Origin of the sequence: Pseudoalteromonas haloplanktis ATCC 14393, assembly GCF_000238355.1 — a bacterium.
Taxonomy (GTDB): Bacteria; Pseudomonadota; Gammaproteobacteria; order Enterobacterales; family Alteromonadaceae; genus Pseudoalteromonas; species Pseudoalteromonas haloplanktis.
Window position 1 is genome coordinate 304,164 of record NZ_AHCA01000003.1, and the last position, 12,887, is coordinate 317,050.

Consider the following 12,887-nt stretch of genomic DNA (forward strand, 5'->3'; position numbering starts at 1 on the left):
GACTTGCGCTGAAGATATCAGCCAGAACACGGCTGATGTTTATGGTAATTCATAAAAAGCAAAAAGCCAGTAACATGACTGTTACTGGCTTTTCTAATATGGTGCGGTTGGGGGGACTTGAACCCCCACGCCCGAAAGCACTACCCCCTCAAGGTAGCGTGTCTACCAATTCCACCACAACCGCATTTTTTAAGCTTTCGCTAAATTGTTAAACTCACTGATTTATCTGAGGAGTATAAATCGTTTAACGATACCTTTTTCAAGTATTAATTTGGTACGTCAGATTGCTCTTTAGTTGATGTTACTGGAACATCATCAGCTGCAGGAGTGACTGTTTCAACTACTGGCGCTGCTTCTAGGTTTTCCCACTCATCAGTCTTTTTGATCTGACCTGCAGTTAAGTTACCTAATACAATGCTTAGCACAAAGAAAACACTGGCTAAGATAGTCGTTGTTTTAGTCATAAAGTTACCAGCACCAGATGAACCGAATACAGTTCCTGAGGCTCCAGCACCAAATGATGACCCCATATCTGCGCCTTTACCTTGTTGAATTAAAACCATACCAACAAGTGCTAAAGCGACAACTAAATAAACTACTAATAAAATTTCGTACATCTTATACGGTCCTTTTTGCACTATTGCAGATTGCAGTGAATGAATCTGCTTTTAGACTAGCACCGCCAATCAGGCCGCCGTCTATATCTGGTTGTGCAAATAATAATTCGCTATTTTTTTCATTCACGCTGCCACCGTAAAGAATGGTCAGCCCTTGTGCTAAATCACTATCTAAAGAAGCAATTTTATCACGGATAAATTTGTGCACATGCTGTGCTTGTTCAGGCGATGCAGTCTTACCTGTGCCAATGGCCCAAACGGGCTCGTATGCTACCACAGAATCTTTCAGTGCTGCTAGACCTAATTTATTAATTACTGCATCAATTTGTGCAGCAACGACTAATTCAGTTTGACCTTGTTCACGCTCTTGCTCACTTTCGCCTACACATAAAACAGGTGTTAAACCTACTTGCTGTGCACGTGCAAACTTAGCTGCCACAATGTCATTACTTTCGCCATATATACTACGGCGTTCAGAATGGCCAACTAATGTATATTCGCCACCTAAATCTTTAATTAATTGCGCATCAACTTCACCAGTAAATGCACCCGGTTCATTTTCAGAAACCGTTTGCGCTCCTGTTGCTACCCCGGTTGCCGTTAGCATTGGTAACAATGGATATGGTGGAAACACCACAACGTTGATCTCATCTGATTTTACGTTGTTGATTGCCTCAGATAATTGCTGTACTAACTCTTTTGAGCCGTTCATTTTCCAATTGCCTGCGACCATCGGCTTGCGTATTGCCATTTTCCCACTCCATATTAGAAAGCGGGCGAGATAGTAACTCGACTCGCCCAAAGTTACAAGAGGTTATTGTTATTAATCAGTTTGTTTGCTCATAGATTCGACAACTGCAGCAATTTTTTGTGCATTATCAAGTACTACTTTCTCTTCTTCGGCTTCAACCATGACACGAACAACCGGTTCAGTACCCGATTTACGTAATAATACACGGCCTTTTCCTGCAAGTTGCTCTTCTACTTGAGCAACTGCAGCAATAACTGCTGGGGCTTGTGTTGGATCAGTGCCTGCCTTATAACGCACATTAATCATCTTCATCGGGTATTTTACAAAGCCTGCACCTAAATCTTTAAGTGTGCGATTTTGTGCAACCATTGCAGCGAGTACTTGCAGACTTGAAATAATGCCGTCACCAGTACTTATCAGATCAAGGTTTAATACGTGACCAGAACTTTCGCCGCCAATCTTCCAACCTTTTTCTTGTAATAGTTCCATTACATAACGATCACCCACTTTACTACGAGCAAACTCAATGCCTTTTGCTTTGAGTGCATTTTCAAGGCCCATATTTGACATTACAGTTCCAACAACGCCACCACCTAGCATGTCATCGTTCGCTGCTTGGCAGGCAATAATGTAAACAATATCGTCGCCGTCAAATACACGCCCATTGTGATCAACCATCATTACGCGGTCCCCATCACCGTCGTAGGCAATACCGACGTCCGCGTTATGCTCTAATACTTTACGTTTTAGTGCATCAACATGAGTAGCACCACACTCTAGGTTGATATTTACGCCATTAGGCTCGCATGCATGACAAATTATCTCAGCGCCCAGCTCGCGCATCACTGAAGGTGCTATATGGTAGGTTGCACCATTAGCGCAATCTAAAACTATTTTTAAGCCTTCTAACGATAAGCCTTGTGGGAACTGGCTTTTACAAAATTCAATATAGCGACCATCAGCACTTTCTAAACGACGAGCCTTACCCAATTTGTCAGACGCTACACACGTCATTGGCTCATCAAGCATCGCTTCAATTTGTTGTTCAACTTCATCAGCTAATTTTAAGCCTCGACCACAAAAGAACTTAATGCCATTATCATGATAAGGGTTATGAGAAGCACTGATCACAATACCCGCTTCAGCACGGAAGGTCTGCGTTAAATATGCAACAGCCGGTGTTGGCATAGGACCAAGTAATACCACATCAATACCTGCAGCAATTAATCCTGCCTCAAGTGAGGTTTCTAACATATAGCCTGAAATACGGGTATCTTTGCCTATGATGACTTTTTTAGTGCCATTTTGTGACAAGACTCGACCTGCCGCCCAGCCTAACTTAAGTGCAAATTCAGGGGTAATTGGGTATTCACCCACCATGCCACGTACACCATCGGTGCCAAAATATTTTCTTTCACTCATTGTTTAATTCCTTGTTCGCACGCTTGCCATACGCCAAGCACATCTGCGGTTTCTTTTACATCATGTACACGAATAATTTTTGCGCCGTTTTGCGCTGCTATTAATGCCCCTGCCAAACTTCCAGCAAGGCGTTCGTTTGTTTGTCTATTTAATAAGTTGCCAATCATTGACTTGCGCGAGAGCCCTGCCAGAACGGGTAAACCAAAGTGGTTAAATTCATCAAATCGTGCCAGTAATTGGTAGTTATGGCTGAGAGTTTTACCAAAGCCAAATCCGGGGTCTAGAATAAGTTGCCGCCGCTGAATCCCCGCTGTTTCGCATGCTTTGATCCGCTGCGTAAAAAAATCATTTATTTCACGGAATAAATCATCATACTGTGGAGCTGTCTGCATACTACGTGGCTGCCCTTGCATATGCATTAAGCACACAGCAACATCAGGGTGCTGTGCAACGGTTGCCAGCGCATTTGGCTCTTGAAGTGCACGTACATCGTTAACTATATCTGCACCCGCGAAAATGGCTTGACGCATTACTTCACTTTTACTGGTATCAATCGAAATGATGCAATTATTAACGGTACTGTCACTGTGGCTACGAATTGCCTCAATTGCAGGGATAACTCTGGCTAATTCATCATCCAGACTTACATCTGGCGCGCCTGGACGCGTTGATTCACCGCCAATATCGAGTATGGTAGCGCCGTCGGCTAATAAGGTTTGAGCTTTTATGACAGCGCTGTCTGTTTGATAGTAGCGACCGCCGTCTGAGAAAGAATCAGGAGTGACATTTAAAATCCCCATTATGACTGGGGTAGTGAGGTGTAAACTGCGACCTCTTGGTAAATCAACTGTGGTCATCTATCACCTTCAATACATCCATTGCATTGATATTTATACTTTATTTATTCTGTAACAAAAAAGCCCCGACAATCGGGGCTTTTCGTTCTGCTATTTTAACTGTTATTCAGCTTTATCATCAAGATTTGTTTCATCTTTTTGAGCTGATTTGTCGTCTTTTTCAACAACCGGCTGCACTTTTGTCTCTTCAACGACAGGTTTTTTATCTGACGTATCACGACGGTCATGAGCATCGCGTGGCTCACGCACTGGTTGACGAGCCATTAGATCATCAATTTGCTTCGCATCAATTGTTTCATATTTCATTAATGCATCTTTCATAGCATGTAAGATATCAATATGATCTTTTAAGATTTGCTCGGCACGCTGATAGTTTCGATCTGATAGCAAACGCACTTCCGCATCAATTTCTTTAGCCGTTTCATCTGACATGCTCATAGCACGGCTACTACCGCCGCCCATGTACATCTCATTTTGGTCTTCAGTGTACATTAACGGACCTAACTTCTCACTAAGGCCCCACTGAGTAACCATTTTACGGGCAATATCTGTTGCTCGTTCAATATCGTTACTTGCACCTGTAGTGACTTTATCTTCACCGTAAATAAGCGCTTCCGCGATTCGACCACCGTATAAACTTGAAATCATAGACTCCAATAGTTCTTTAGAGTGACTAACACGGTCTTGCTCAGGTAAGTACATAGTCACACCAAGAGCACGGCCACGTGGAATAATTGATACTTTATAAACAGGATCATGTTCCGGCACGATGCGACCAACGATTGCGTGACCTGCTTCATGGTACGCAGTCATTTCTTTTTCTTTCTCGCTCATCACCATGGTTTTGCGTTCGGCACCCATCATGATTTTATCTTTAGCGGCATCAAATTCAGCCATGCTAACAACACGCTTATTACCACGTGCAGCATAAAGCGCAGCTTCATTAACTAAGTTTGCTAAATCAGCGCCAGAGAAACCGGGTGTACCACGCGCAATAACTGAGGCTTCAACGTTGTCACCTAATGGTACTTTACGCATATGTACTTTAAGGATTTGTTCACGACCACGAATATCAGGTAAACCCACCACAACTTGACGGTCAAAACGACCAGGGCGAAGTAGCGCTGGATCAAGTACATCAGGACGGTTAGTCGCGGCAATCACGATAATCCCTTCGTTACCTTCAAAGCCATCCATCTCAACTAGCATTTGGTTAAGTGTTTGCTCACGCTCGTCGTGACCACCACCCATACCAGCGCCACGCTTGCGGCCAACAGCATCAATTTCATCGATAAAGATAATACACGGCGCTGCTTTTTTCGCTTGTTCGAACATATCACGAACACGCGATGCACCAACACCTACAAACATTTCTACGAAATCAGAACCTGATATAGTAAAGAATGGGACTTTCGCTTCACCAGCAACGGCTTTAGCAAGCAAAGTTTTACCAGTACCTGGAGGACCTACCATCAGTACGCCTTTAGGAATACTGCCACCGAGTTTTTGAAACTTCGATGGGTCACGTAAGAAATCAACCAGCTCTGTGACGTCTTCTTTTGCTTCATCGCAACCTGCTACATCGGCAAAGGTGGTTTTAATTTGGTCTTCGCTCATTAGTCGCGCTTTACTCTTACCAAACGACATGGCTCCTTTGCCACCACCGCCTTGCATTTGGCGCATGAAGAAAATCCATACCCCAATCAGTAATAACATCGGGAACCATGAAATTAAGATGCTAGCTAAGAACGATTGCTCTTCAGGTTTAACACCTTTTACATCCGCACCATTTTTTATTAAATCGTTGAGAATGTATTCATCATAAATAGGCATGATGGTTTGAAAACGCTCACCATTTGATTTTACGCCTGTGATCGTACCTGTGGTTCTATCCATTGATACGTCTTGTATAGAGCCACTACGAGCCTCTTTTACAAATTGACTGTAACTAGTTTGACGATCTGCTTGATCGCCGCCATTAAAGCTCTGAAACACTGACATTAGCACAACTGCAATGACCAGCCAGAGTATTAGATTTTTCGCCATATCGCTCAAGGGGTTAACCTCTTGTATCCAATTAATTTAAATTCAACTAAACGCCTGACAACTGTACTACAGTTTGTAGCCTGTCGCTACTATATATACTTCACGCGATCGTGCACGCGAGGCGTCGGGTTTACGGATTTTTACAGTTTTAAAGCTATCACGCACTGTTTTTAAGAACTCATCAAAGCCTTCACCTTGGAATACTTTAACCACAAATGCACCATTTTTCTTTAAAACTTGACTACACATATCTAATGCTAATTCCACTAAATACATACTGCCAGCTTGGTCAACTGAGCTATTACCACTCATATTCGGTGCCATATCAGAGAGCACCACATCAACATTCTTACCATCAATGCGATTTAATAACGCATCTAAAACAGCTTCTTCTCGGAAATCTCCTTGTAAAAAATCAACGCCGGCCAGTGAGTCCATAGGCAAAATATCACAAGCAATAACTTGCCCTTTATCGCCTACTTTCTCAGCTAAATACTGTGACCAGCTTCCAGGGGCAGCTCCCAAATCAACCACCGTCATGGCTGGGCGTAGTAATTTATCTTTATTTTGGATCTCGTCGAGTTTAAAAATCGCACGAGAACGCCAACCTTTCTTTTGTGCCTCGTGAACATAAGGATCATCAAAATGTTCCTTCAACCATCGCTGTGAACTGGCCGAAAGTTTTTTATTCGTCATAAATTAACACGCAACTAATTAGTAATATTCTTTAGATGGCGTTAGAATACCCTTAATTCAAGCCATATTCAGCAAAATTTGTAACAACATGAAATTATCGAACAAACAAAAGCAGTTTTTAAAAGGTCAAGCACACTCTCTAAAACCTGTTGTACTACTAGGTTCTAACGGTTTAACAGAGGGTGTATTAGTTGAAATTCAAAGCGCCTTAGAAATTCACGAACTTATCAAGGTAAAAGTACCAACAGATGATCGTGAAACTAAAGCCCTGATTTTTGAAGCTATTATTCGTGAGACGGGTGCTGAGAAATTACAGTCAATCGGTCACACACTTGTACTTTATCGCCAAAGTGAAGAAAAGAAAATTCAATTACCACGTAATTAATTATTTCTCCATTTGCAAAAAAAACCAGCTTTCGCTGGTTTTTTTATGTCTGCGCTTAGCTACCAATAAATTGTAAAGAAATATATTGAGGTGCTTAAAAATTCATCTTCAAACTTCTTAACTGATAGCCTTGTTCCGCTTTTTGTAAGATAAAATAGCGATCAAATTCAGTTTCTGGCATTTTTTCAACAGGCACTTGCGCTATTAACTGCGCTAATTCTGGGGTGGTATTACTGTGCCCCACAATAACCACGATGCCGCTTTGGGCAAGTACCGTTTTTGTAAATTGAGCTAAATCACCTGGCTTATACGTGTTAACACTCAGGCCAAAATATTCTGCCAAAGGAGCGGCGGTCTCAATGGTACGATTATAATCTGTGCTATAGATGGTGCTTGGTTTTACCTCACCAAACAAATTGAACAAGCGTTCGGCTCTTTGCCTACCAGCCTCTGAAAGAGGTGGGTTTTTACCTGCTAACTTTTCACTATGGCGAAATAAAAAAATAGCGTCGGGTGCTGCGCTTATGTTAGCTGCAAATAAAAAGAGTAAACTTGCTAAAACATAATTCATTTATTTTCCTCTTGATACGCCGTAACTTGCTGCGCACGTTTGTAAGCTAATGCGCGATCAATAAACTCTGTGGTTAATTCATTAATAAGGCCAGTTTCAGCATTGAGGATCAAACTAAAGCCTATATTTAAGTGCGGAATTACAACAAGGTCGCTACGATACCCCTGTACCCAACCACTATGATAATAAAGCGTTTCGTTGTCATAATCATACACTCGCCACCCTAAACCATAATAGGCTTCAGTAAGATGTTTTTTCCATACTCTACGGCGTAACTCTTTTTTAGTATGTGTGTAAGGTCTTGTTTGCGTAGCTAACTCGTCGCTTGATAAGACGGTTGGAAAATAGCCTAATTGGGCTTTTAACCATATAGCCATATCACTCGCACTGGCATTAACCCCTGCGGCTGGCAGTACTTTATAATAATTTTTTTTCAATTTAGCGGTATGCCAACGTTTTCGTCCTCTTACATGGGGATAGGCATAGTTATCATCAATTACCATGGCTGCGTAGCCTAGGCTGGCATCTTTCATACGCAGCGGCGAGAAGATAAACTCATTTAGCCACCGCGAATAATCCATCTGTGTACTGGCTTGGATCACTTCATCAATTAGGCTAAACATCACATTTTGATAACCATAACATTGCCCTGGCTGACAAATTGGCTTAACACTTAGCAACTTTTCAACAATATCAGGGTAACTCATTCTTGACTCAATTAGATTGTCATACGCATTTGGCACCAATCCACTAGAGTGACTCAATAAATGAAAGATTTTTAAATCATTTTTATATCCAGTATTGATAAAGGCAGGGATGTACTTACTTACCGGATCATCTAAAGAAAATTTGCCTTCAACAGCTAGCTTTGCACTAAGTGAGCCTGCAAATGTTTTAGAAACCGATGCTAAACGAAATCGAGTATGCGCATTAACTGGTAACCCTTTATTCAGCTTTGTAACACCAAAACCCTGCACATAGCTCTGATCTGGGCCATTAACAATCGATAAAGCAGCCCCTGGGATCCCCTTACTTTTTAACTTATGTTCAAGATGTTGATTATAATCTTTGATGAGTTCACGCCACTGTTGATCATCGGCATAAACCAGTGTCGGGAATAACACTAAACAGACAAGTAAAGAAAAAGCATATATAAACGGTACTAGGGTCTTCATTATTTTATTATTTTAATCTAAATTAAGACGTTTGTGGCTTCATAATACCATGAAGTTTTACTAAGACTAACGTACAATATCGTGATTATTGAGTTTTTAAAGGGTTTTACAGTGTTTATTCGTTATTTATCAATTGTATTTTTCACTTTCATTACAACAGCTTGTGTGACTGCCCCCCCCCCTGCTGCGCCTTTAGAAATGCCAGTCAAACCGCAATTAAAAAGCCAAAGCTATCAAGTTTCTTATGAAACGGAGCACGCTTCACCAAAAGTAAAATCTGTACAATTACCTGCCCATAAAATAACGCGTAATCAAACAGTGAAAGTCGTTGCTGATAAAGCGAGTGTGACAGATACTTTGTTCCAACAAATTACCGATGCATTAACAACGATGAATCTGCGCGTAATTGACCAAGGTGATAGTGATTACACACTTGCTATACACCAGTTAGAACTTAACTTTATCGAAGATACTAAATATAAAATTCAGCCACCGGTAAAACCCTATGCTTTATTTGATAACGTTGCCCAGCTATACCCTATTCAACAGTGCGCAACAATCAATGGTGAAGTTAGCATGCGACTTATTCATCGAGCCTCTGGTGATGTTGTGTGGTTTGGTAAGTCATCAATTGATAGCGCCAGTTTTCACCGTGAGCCACTCATCTATAGCTTTAGTGAAGAGCAAGTAATTAGTAATGAGTTAGAGGTAGCCACATTTGTCCATCAACAAAACACTGACCAAGCACGTTTAGCACGAGCAACTCAAGAAGTTGATATCCCTAAATATAAAACAATATCAAAAATGACCAGTTTAACGAAACTACAAGGACCGTGTAATCGTACTGAAGTGAGTGCCCTAACGCCGATGATGCACTATTATTTGAGCAGTATTTTGATCGATAAAATTAAAGTACATTGAGCCAATGTTTAGATAATCACTACTGGCTACAATTTTTTACAGTTCAAGGGTACTCTTTGACAATATAATACAAGTTAATAACTGCTTAATTAATTTTGGATCATTGATGCAACGTAACCTACTCCCCCTACAGAAACTACTGTTATTATTGATCTGTGTGGGTGTATGGAGTACTGATAGTCATGCGAGTAACCGTTATTATGCCGATAATACCTTAGAGCCAACGTCAGGTTTCGCATGGGACTGGAGTGCTGGAACGGGCTATTACATTGAAGATTCTTATTTAGTTGGCATGGACTCGTACAGTGATGGTCTAGAACTTGATATTAACCTTGCCGTTTCCTACGAACGTTTTTACTTAGATATTGACCACAGCCAACTAAGCGGCGGTATTATTATTGGTTATAGCATAATCAATAAATATGATTGGGATCTTGATATTCTGGGCACTAATGTGCAAGCCGGATTTGATGAAACCGGACTCGACTTTTATAATACCGGGGTTGTACCAGAGCTAAAAGGAATACGTAGCCGTAAATATGATTTTGATACCGGCCTGCGACTCACCCGCCGTTTTGAAAACTCGCAAATTTCTTTCGAATATTTACATGATATTTCCAATGCACATAACGGTTGGGTCATAAATAGCTTTTTTAGCCATATCTTACCTTGGCAAAATTGGGAATTTCGTACAGGTGTTGGCTTAAGTGCTTACTCGGCTGATTTTACCAACTATTATTTTGGCATCACTGCAGATGAAGCAACCGCAACACGCCCCGTTTATCAAACGGATGATGCCGCTGTCAGTTTTATTTTTGAGTTTCATGCTGAATACCCACTAAATCAACATTGGGTGTTTCTTGGCGGCTGGCTATCTACTTGGTTTTCGGATGAAATAACCAACAGCCCTATCGTTTCACAAGGCTATCAGCACAAAGCCATGGTAGGCGTGCGTTATGTATTTTAAAGCTTCCGCCATCATCTGCTTATTACTAAGCGCTAAGCCAGTATTAGCCAATGATGAGCAGACTCAAGACTCGTCATTAATTGCTTTGCCCGATACCTGTGTAGCGCTGCGTGAGGGACGCAACTGTTATGCTGATATTGAGTTAAACTGGCAACAGGACGACATAGGTAACTACTGCTTACGTGACGCCACCTCTAAGCATATAATGCAATGTTGGCTCAGGCAAAAAAGTGGTCAACTAAATTATGCTTTTGACTCAGTTGAAAGTATTTCATTTGAATTAATTAACAGTGATAACGGTAAAACCATTGCTACAACACAAGTACAGTTGCAATGGGTTTATCAAAATCGCCAAAAGAAACGCCGCTGGCGCCTTTTTTAAAACGAGAATAGTATGAATAATTACGGCACAATATTACTTGTTGAAGATGACAGCTCGTTAGCTCAATGGGTGGCAGAGTATTTAACCGATCAAGGCTACACAACACATATTTGTGAGCGTGGCGATCAAGTGGTTAGTCATGTTAAAGAACTAAAACCAGACTTAATTTTACTCGACATTATGTTACCCGGCCAAGATGGTATAAGTGTTTGCCGCGAACTGCGTCAATTTTATCAACATCCAATTATCATGCTCACCGCCAGAGACGAAGAAATGGATGAAGTTATTGGTCTTGAAGTGGGTGCCAGCGATTATATTATGAAACCCGTACGACCACGCGCCTTACTAGCTCGTATAAAAGCAGCACTGCGCACAACAAACGACAACTCAGAGCCGACAACGGATGAAACAATTGTGCAGGTGGGCTCTTTAAAAATCGATACACAGTCTCGCAATGTCTTTATTAATGACATTGAGCAAGGTGTTTCTAGCGCCGAATATTTATTGCTGCATTACTTAGCCTGTAATGCGGGACAAGTGGTCTCCCGCGATGCTGTGTTTAAAGCCACTAAAGGGCGAGAGTACGATGGACTTGATCGCAGCGTTGATGTGCTTATCTCTGCGCTGCGCAAAAAGTTTAACGATGATCCACAACACCCTGAAAAAATCAAAACAATTTGGGGCCGAGGCTATTTATTGGTCGCCAACGCATGGTAGTGACCACTAAAAAAGCTTGGTTCATCATACTATGAAAAAGTTTTATTTATCTTTACTAGGCAGTGCGTTACTTTCAATTGTGGTGTTAGGCTGGCTCATTGATGCATTTAGCCAACAAACCCATACCAGCCAAGATGAATTTGCACTGCAAAGCAAATTGCTAATGGGCTTTAGCCAACAAATTGCGGCTCAACCAGTACAACAAAGAGCTGAACATACGGCCATGCTTGCAGAGCAATTTTCATTAGGGTTGAGCTATCGGGCCACACAGTCATTAGCACTGCCACCTTCGTTATTAGAGCAAATCAATGCCGATGGCGGATTAACTCTAGAAGATCAAGAAGGCTTTTACCTGCTTTACAGTAATGATGCGCTCGCCCCTTTTCACCTAAAACTACGTCTAGAAAAGCCCCATGAACAAGACCAGCAAAATGATATGCTACTTACCCTGCTGTTTTATGCTGGCTTATGTGTGTTCATGGGATTTATTATCGCCCCTTTAGCGAAACGACTAGGAGTGGTCAACGAAGCCGCTAAAAAGTTTGCCAACGGCGATTTACATGCCCGCATTCGAGTATCACATTTTACCTATATAAAAGATGTTGAACTTACATTTAATCGCATGGCAAGTCAGATAGAAAAATTACTCGATGAAAACAAGCTTATGGCAACGAGCTTATCTCATGATATTCGCACACCTATTGCTTGCCTGCGGTTTGGTCTTGATGCAGCGCTGGATAGCCCTAACCAAGAGAAGGTAAAACATTACCTACATCGTATGGAAGCTGACTTAGACCAAATGGAGTCCATGCTTAAAAGCTATTTAGCCTTTGCTACTTTAGAACAAAAAGCCAATCAGCTAACTTATTCAGATACCGAATCAAGTAGTTACTTAAACACTATAGTACAACAGCTGGAGCCCAAATTACTGCAACGACAACTGGATTTGCAAGTGATTTGCGATAACAGCCAGATCCATGCTGATTTACATTGGCTGGCTCGTGCCATTACCAACTTATTATCTAATGCCTGTGACTTTGCAAAACACAAAATCATTTTAACCGCCTATAGCAAAGAACAAACGCTCATCATAACCGTTGAAGATGATGGCCCAGGTATCGCAGAAAAAAATTGGCATAAAGTGTTCAGCCCTTTCTTTCAAGAGCAAACTCACCGTAACCGAGCAGATAAAAGTTATGGCTTAGGTCTGGCTATTGTTGCTAAAGTGGTTGATTGGCATCACGGTGAAATCACGGTAAACCGCAGTAAAAAACTAGCAGGTGCGTGTTTTACGCTCAAAATACATAACGCACAGCAATTGTAACTTTAATGTTACAGTTTACAGTGACTAACTTTGAATATATTAATATAAAACAAATG

General features: G+C 41.4%; 14 protein-coding genes and 1 tRNA gene. 6 read left to right on the forward strand and 9 right to left on the reverse strand.

Features of this window, described 5'->3' with window-relative positions; genetic code table 11:
* Positions 1-99: 99 nt before the first annotated feature.
* The 7 genes from PHAL_RS0108505 to rlmE form a co-directional block, all read right to left on the reverse strand.
* A tRNA-Leu gene (locus PHAL_RS0108505) sits at positions 100-184 on the reverse strand.
* A gap of 82 nt (positions 185-266) precedes the next feature.
* Positions 267-617, reverse strand: coding sequence for a preprotein translocase subunit SecG (secG, locus tag PHAL_RS0108510; RefSeq protein ID WP_016707968.1), 351 nt, complete (start codon positions 615-617; stop codon positions 267-269).
* A gap of 1 nt (position 618) precedes the next feature.
* Positions 619-1,368, reverse strand: coding sequence for a triose-phosphate isomerase (gene tpiA / locus PHAL_RS0108515; protein WP_016707969.1), 750 nt, complete (start codon positions 1,366-1,368; stop codon positions 619-621).
* A 72-nt stretch (positions 1,369-1,440) separates the two neighbouring features.
* Positions 1,441-2,790 (reverse strand): phosphoglucosamine mutase, encoded by a 1,350-nt coding sequence (glmM, locus tag PHAL_RS0108520; protein WP_016707970.1) that lies wholly within the window; start codon positions 2,788-2,790, stop codon positions 1,441-1,443.
* Positions 2,787-3,647: a dihydropteroate synthase gene (gene folP / locus PHAL_RS0108525; protein WP_016707971.1), complete on the reverse strand. Its 861-nt coding sequence runs from the start codon at positions 3,645-3,647 to the stop codon at positions 2,787-2,789. Before folP ends, glmM begins: the two co-directional genes overlap by 4 nt.
* Positions 3,648-3,749: 102 nt before the next feature.
* Entirely contained in the window at positions 3,750-5,693 is a 1,944-nt protein-coding gene (gene ftsH / locus PHAL_RS0108530; protein WP_016707972.1) for an ATP-dependent zinc metalloprotease FtsH, read from the reverse strand.
* 66 nt (positions 5,694-5,759) lie between these two features.
* Positions 5,760-6,389 (reverse strand): 23S rRNA (uridine(2552)-2'-O)-methyltransferase RlmE, encoded by a 630-nt coding sequence (rlmE, locus tag PHAL_RS0108535; RefSeq protein WP_016707973.1) that lies wholly within the window; start codon positions 6,387-6,389, stop codon positions 5,760-5,762.
* An 88-nt stretch (positions 6,390-6,477) separates the two neighbouring features.
* On the opposite strand from rlmE, the gene yhbY reads away from it, so the two are divergent.
* Positions 6,478-6,774, forward strand: coding sequence for a ribosome assembly RNA-binding protein YhbY (yhbY, locus tag PHAL_RS0108540; protein WP_016707974.1), 297 nt, complete (start codon positions 6,478-6,480; stop codon positions 6,772-6,774).
* Positions 6,775-6,868: 94 nt separating this feature from the next.
* Here the strand turns inward: yhbY and PHAL_RS0108545 are convergent, their stop codons facing one another.
* Together PHAL_RS0108545 and PHAL_RS0108550 are read right to left on the reverse strand one after the other, a co-directional pair.
* A complete protein-coding gene (locus PHAL_RS0108545) occupies positions 6,869-7,345 on the reverse strand; it encodes a SixA phosphatase family protein (RefSeq protein WP_016707975.1) in 477 nt (158 codons plus the stop codon).
* Positions 7,342-8,520, reverse strand: coding sequence for a serine hydrolase domain-containing protein (locus PHAL_RS0108550; RefSeq protein ID WP_016707976.1), 1,179 nt, complete (start codon positions 8,518-8,520; stop codon positions 7,342-7,344). Before PHAL_RS0108550 ends, PHAL_RS0108545 begins: the two co-directional genes overlap by 4 nt.
* Positions 8,521-8,637: 117 nt before the next feature.
* Here PHAL_RS0108550 and PHAL_RS0108555 point away from each other — a divergent pair, with 117 nt between their 5' ends.
* The 5 genes from PHAL_RS0108555 to PHAL_RS0108575 all read left to right on the forward strand — a co-directional run bounded on the left by PHAL_RS0108555 (position 8,638) and on the right by PHAL_RS0108575 (position 12,831).
* Positions 8,638-9,441: a hypothetical protein gene (locus tag PHAL_RS0108555; protein WP_029216082.1), complete on the forward strand. Its 804-nt coding sequence runs from the start codon at positions 8,638-8,640 to the stop codon at positions 9,439-9,441.
* Between the two features lie 106 nt (positions 9,442-9,547).
* Positions 9,548-10,408: a MipA/OmpV family protein gene (locus tag PHAL_RS0108560; protein ID WP_016707978.1), complete on the forward strand. Its 861-nt coding sequence runs from the start codon at positions 9,548-9,550 to the stop codon at positions 10,406-10,408.
* Positions 10,398-10,790: a DUF3019 domain-containing protein gene (locus PHAL_RS0108565; protein ID WP_016707979.1), complete on the forward strand. Its 393-nt coding sequence runs from the start codon at positions 10,398-10,400 to the stop codon at positions 10,788-10,790. Before PHAL_RS0108560 ends, PHAL_RS0108565 begins: the two co-directional genes overlap by 11 nt.
* Positions 10,791-10,802: 12 nt before the next feature.
* Positions 10,803-11,507, forward strand: coding sequence for a response regulator transcription factor (locus PHAL_RS0108570; RefSeq protein ID WP_016707980.1), 705 nt, complete (start codon positions 10,803-10,805; stop codon positions 11,505-11,507).
* A 31-nt stretch (positions 11,508-11,538) separates the two neighbouring features.
* Positions 11,539-12,831, forward strand: coding sequence for a sensor histidine kinase (locus tag PHAL_RS0108575; protein ID WP_016707981.1), 1,293 nt, complete (start codon positions 11,539-11,541; stop codon positions 12,829-12,831).
* Positions 12,832-12,887 lie beyond the last annotated feature (56 nt).

Excerpts from the sequence above, each read along its gene's own strand:
- tpiA (WP_016707969.1), bottom strand. The coding sequence starts at position 1,368 with ATGGCAATACGCAAGCCGATGGTCGCAGGCAATTGGAAAATGAACGGC.
- ftsH (WP_016707972.1), bottom strand. The coding sequence starts at position 5,693 with ATGGCGAAAAATCTAATACTCTGGCTGGTCATTGCAGTTGTGCTAATG.
- glmM (WP_016707970.1), bottom strand. The coding sequence starts at position 2,790 with ATGAGTGAAAGAAAATATTTTGGCACCGATGGTGTACGTGGCATGGTG.
- secG (WP_016707968.1), bottom strand. The coding sequence starts at position 617 with ATGTACGAAATTTTATTAGTAGTTTATTTAGTTGTCGCTTTAGCACTT.
- PHAL_RS0108575 (WP_016707981.1), top strand. The coding sequence starts at position 11,539 with ATGAAAAAGTTTTATTTATCTTTACTAGGCAGTGCGTTACTTTCAATT.
- rlmE (WP_016707973.1), bottom strand. The coding sequence starts at position 6,389 with ATGACGAATAAAAAACTTTCGGCCAGTTCACAGCGATGGTTGAAGGAA.
- PHAL_RS0108545 (WP_016707975.1), bottom strand. The coding sequence starts at position 7,345 with ATGAATTATGTTTTAGCAAGTTTACTCTTTTTATTTGCAGCTAACATA.
- PHAL_RS0108570 (WP_016707980.1), top strand. The coding sequence starts at position 10,803 with ATGAATAATTACGGCACAATATTACTTGTTGAAGATGACAGCTCGTTA.
- yhbY (WP_016707974.1), top strand. The coding sequence starts at position 6,478 with ATGAAATTATCGAACAAACAAAAGCAGTTTTTAAAAGGTCAAGCACAC.
- PHAL_RS0108565 (WP_016707979.1), top strand. The coding sequence starts at position 10,398 with ATGTATTTTAAAGCTTCCGCCATCATCTGCTTATTACTAAGCGCTAAG.
- PHAL_RS0108560 (WP_016707978.1), top strand. The coding sequence starts at position 9,548 with ATGCAACGTAACCTACTCCCCCTACAGAAACTACTGTTATTATTGATC.
- folP (WP_016707971.1), bottom strand. The coding sequence starts at position 3,647 with ATGACCACAGTTGATTTACCAAGAGGTCGCAGTTTACACCTCACTACC.
- PHAL_RS0108550 (WP_016707976.1), bottom strand. The coding sequence starts at position 8,520 with ATGAAGACCCTAGTACCGTTTATATATGCTTTTTCTTTACTTGTCTGT.